This is a genomic window from Litorimonas sp., assembly GCA_029936425.1.
Classification (GTDB): Bacteria; Pseudomonadota; Alphaproteobacteria; order Caulobacterales; family Maricaulaceae; genus Litorimonas.
This window is the reverse complement of the sequence record JAPYSU010000058.1, coordinates 1-2,413: the sequence shown is the minus strand read 5'-3', so window position 1 is coordinate 2,413 and position 2,413 is coordinate 1. Positions and strand designations below refer to the sequence as shown.

At 48.8% G+C, this 2,413-nt stretch carries 3 protein-coding genes; 2 read left to right on the top strand and 1 reads right to left on the bottom strand.

The window, feature by feature from the left end:
- Together ACN0IC_RS14995 and ACN0IC_RS14990 are read left to right on the top strand one after the other, a co-directional pair.
- Positions 1-329: DUF4145 domain-containing protein (locus ACN0IC_RS14995; RefSeq protein ID WP_416879573.1), on the top strand; the 329-nt coding region annotated here is incomplete at its 5' end.
- Between the two features lie 98 nt (positions 330-427).
- Positions 428-1,312 (top strand): hypothetical protein, encoded by an 885-nt coding sequence (locus ACN0IC_RS14990; RefSeq protein ID WP_039926652.1) that lies wholly within the window; start codon positions 428-430, stop codon positions 1,310-1,312.
- Positions 1,313-1,402: 90 nt separating this feature from the next.
- On the opposite strand, the gene rlmF is transcribed toward ACN0IC_RS14990, so the two are convergent.
- Positions 1,403-2,341 carry a 23S rRNA (adenine(1618)-N(6))-methyltransferase RlmF gene (rlmF, locus tag ACN0IC_RS14985; RefSeq protein WP_007150898.1) on the bottom strand — a complete coding sequence of 313 codons (939 nt, stop codon included), beginning with the start codon at positions 2,339-2,341 and terminating at the stop codon, positions 1,403-1,405.
- Between the last annotated feature and the right edge of the window lie 72 nt (positions 2,342-2,413).

Genomic DNA, 2,413 nt, shown 5'->3' with positions numbered 1-2,413 from the left:
GAGCGACCGCTGTACTAACTCGCAGGCTTCTAGAGGGTGCAACCAAATCCTTACTTCCACCGGAATACCAGTCTCTTCCGCTAGCCAAGCAAGTAGCAAAGCTTCCCGAAACGAAGGATCTTTCGGAACCGATACTGAAGATTGCAGATGCTATCCGCAAGGGAGGCAACCTGGGTGCGCATTTCGATTTGGAAGCCGAGCCGACACAGGAGGTCTCTCAATTGATGCTGGATTTGGCAGAGGAATTGATCGAATACTTTTTCGTTCTACCAGCAAGAATCGAAGAGCTACACGAAAAGATTGAGGACTTAAATGGGACAAATCCCTAACCAGGGTAGGTACAGCGACACCCATTACATTGCGCCTTCGTCTCCATTTCATGGGCTCGGATTCTGCAGGCGTTAAAAGGTATTACTGAGGGAGAGGAATGGATACCAATAAAGAAAGTGCGTTTGAAGTTACCATCGACTTTGAACGCGGTAGCGGTGATCCCACTAGAGTTTTTCGGACGATGTCCGATCTCATAAAAGCGTTTGAATTTCTTGATGAGCACCTTCTTAGTTCATTTGATGTAGCCCTGAATACTTCCTTGGTTCTGGACGAAGTTGAGACAGGGTCGCTAAAGGCACGATTCCGTGATTTGATCGCAGGTGTACCTGATGAAGCGCTTAAAGATGGTGAGTGGAAAAAGGTTTTAGGGCATTTCCTTCTTCGCGCAAAGTACGCAATTTTACATTGGCTAAATGATCAAGATGATACCGTAACCAGAGAAAACGTCAGAGATCTCGAAGAAGAGATCGCTAAGATTGCGGAAGATACAAATATTAAACAGCTGCCTGCCTACGGCGCGCCTCGCGCCGATGTCCTCTTGTCAGGCGTCCGCTCCATTCAAGATAGTCTCGGGCACCTTGAGAACAATGATTCTGCCGCCTATGAATACGATGGTCAGAAAATTTCATTTAACCGAGATTTAGAAATATCTGGCGATATTGTACGGGACGTGCTTACGAAAGAAGTGGTAAAGCACTCTTCGAGACAGGTGGTTAAAGTTAAAAAGCCGGATTACCTCGGGAAATCGATGTGGTCTTTCCAGTACGCTGGGCACTCGATCGATGCCAAGATCTCACACACGGGATGGCTCTATGACTTTCAAAAACGCGCCATTGATGTCCGTCCGGGTGACGCACTCCGAGTATTGCTTTACGAAGAAATATCTTATGGTTACGACCAAGAAGTAGTGCATTGCCACTACGATATTGAAAAAGTTTACGAGGTAATACGCCCACCGCATCAGGGACAAATACAATTATAAGAAAAAAAAATTAGTAACGAGGGTCAGATCTTTCCCCGTGTCCCAAGTAGCAAAAGGCAATACTTGACCCCCAACACCCCTATTTCCGGTTCATCTACCGGAAAATGTCCAGGCCAGCACTCGGGCAACCTTGTTCCCCTGCTTCATCTCTATTTCCCGTATATCAACGGCGCCGACTTTCAGCATCAATTTCTTTAACGGCCGGACATTGTCGGCTTTTGAAACCAGGCTGGTAAACCAGCGGCATTGGGAGGAATACACCTGGCTTTCTCTTACCATTTTCTTGAGAAACAACAGCTCGCCGCCCTTGCACCAGAGCTCAGCGCCCTGACCACCAAAATTAAGATTCGGCGCCTTTGTTGTCGCCTTTTCCTCACCGCGATTGCGCGCAAGGTTCGAGGCTTTCATTTGGCTACTTTTCAGTGCCTCATCCTGCGAAGCATGGAAAGGCGGGTTGCATACGCTGACATCGAAACACTCATCCGACTGAATGATGCCTTCAAAAATGTGGTTCTTGTCGTTTTGCGTGCGCAGCGTAAAACGGTCTTTAAGCTCAGGATTGCTGGCGATAATCGCCGCCACATTTGCAAGCGACTGAGCGTTAATGTCACTGCCGACGCATTGCCAGCCGTAAATCCGGCAGGCCAGTAGCGGGTAGATGCCGTTTGCGCCAGTGCCGATATCAAGCAGCTTGATGTCGGGATTTTCAGGCCCAACCAGATCGGCAATGTAATGGATATAGTCCGCCCTGCCTGGAATGGGAGGGCAAAGTGCACCGTCCGGAATATCCCAACCGGCAATGTTGTAGTGTCGGTTTAGCAAGGCGGCGTTGAGCGTCTTGACTGCCAACGGGTTTGAGAAATCGATGGAAAGGTCGCCGTAAGGATTCGGCTTCACATGGGAGGCCAACGCCGGGTAGCTAGTTACCAGAGCAGGAAAATCATAGCCCTGGTTATGCAGGTTTCTCGGGTGCAGGCCTTTGCGAACCGGTTTGGACTGGCTTTTCTTGCTTCGCTGGCGGGTGCTCACAATTACAGGCCTGAGGCGGAGAGTTAACAATTAGAGTAGATGCAAATTAGCCAGTGATTATAGTGTTTTATG

Excerpts from the sequence above, each read along its gene's own strand:
- ACN0IC_RS14990 (WP_039926652.1), top strand. The coding sequence starts at position 428 with ATGGATACCAATAAAGAAAGTGCGTTTGAAGTTACCATCGACTTTGAA.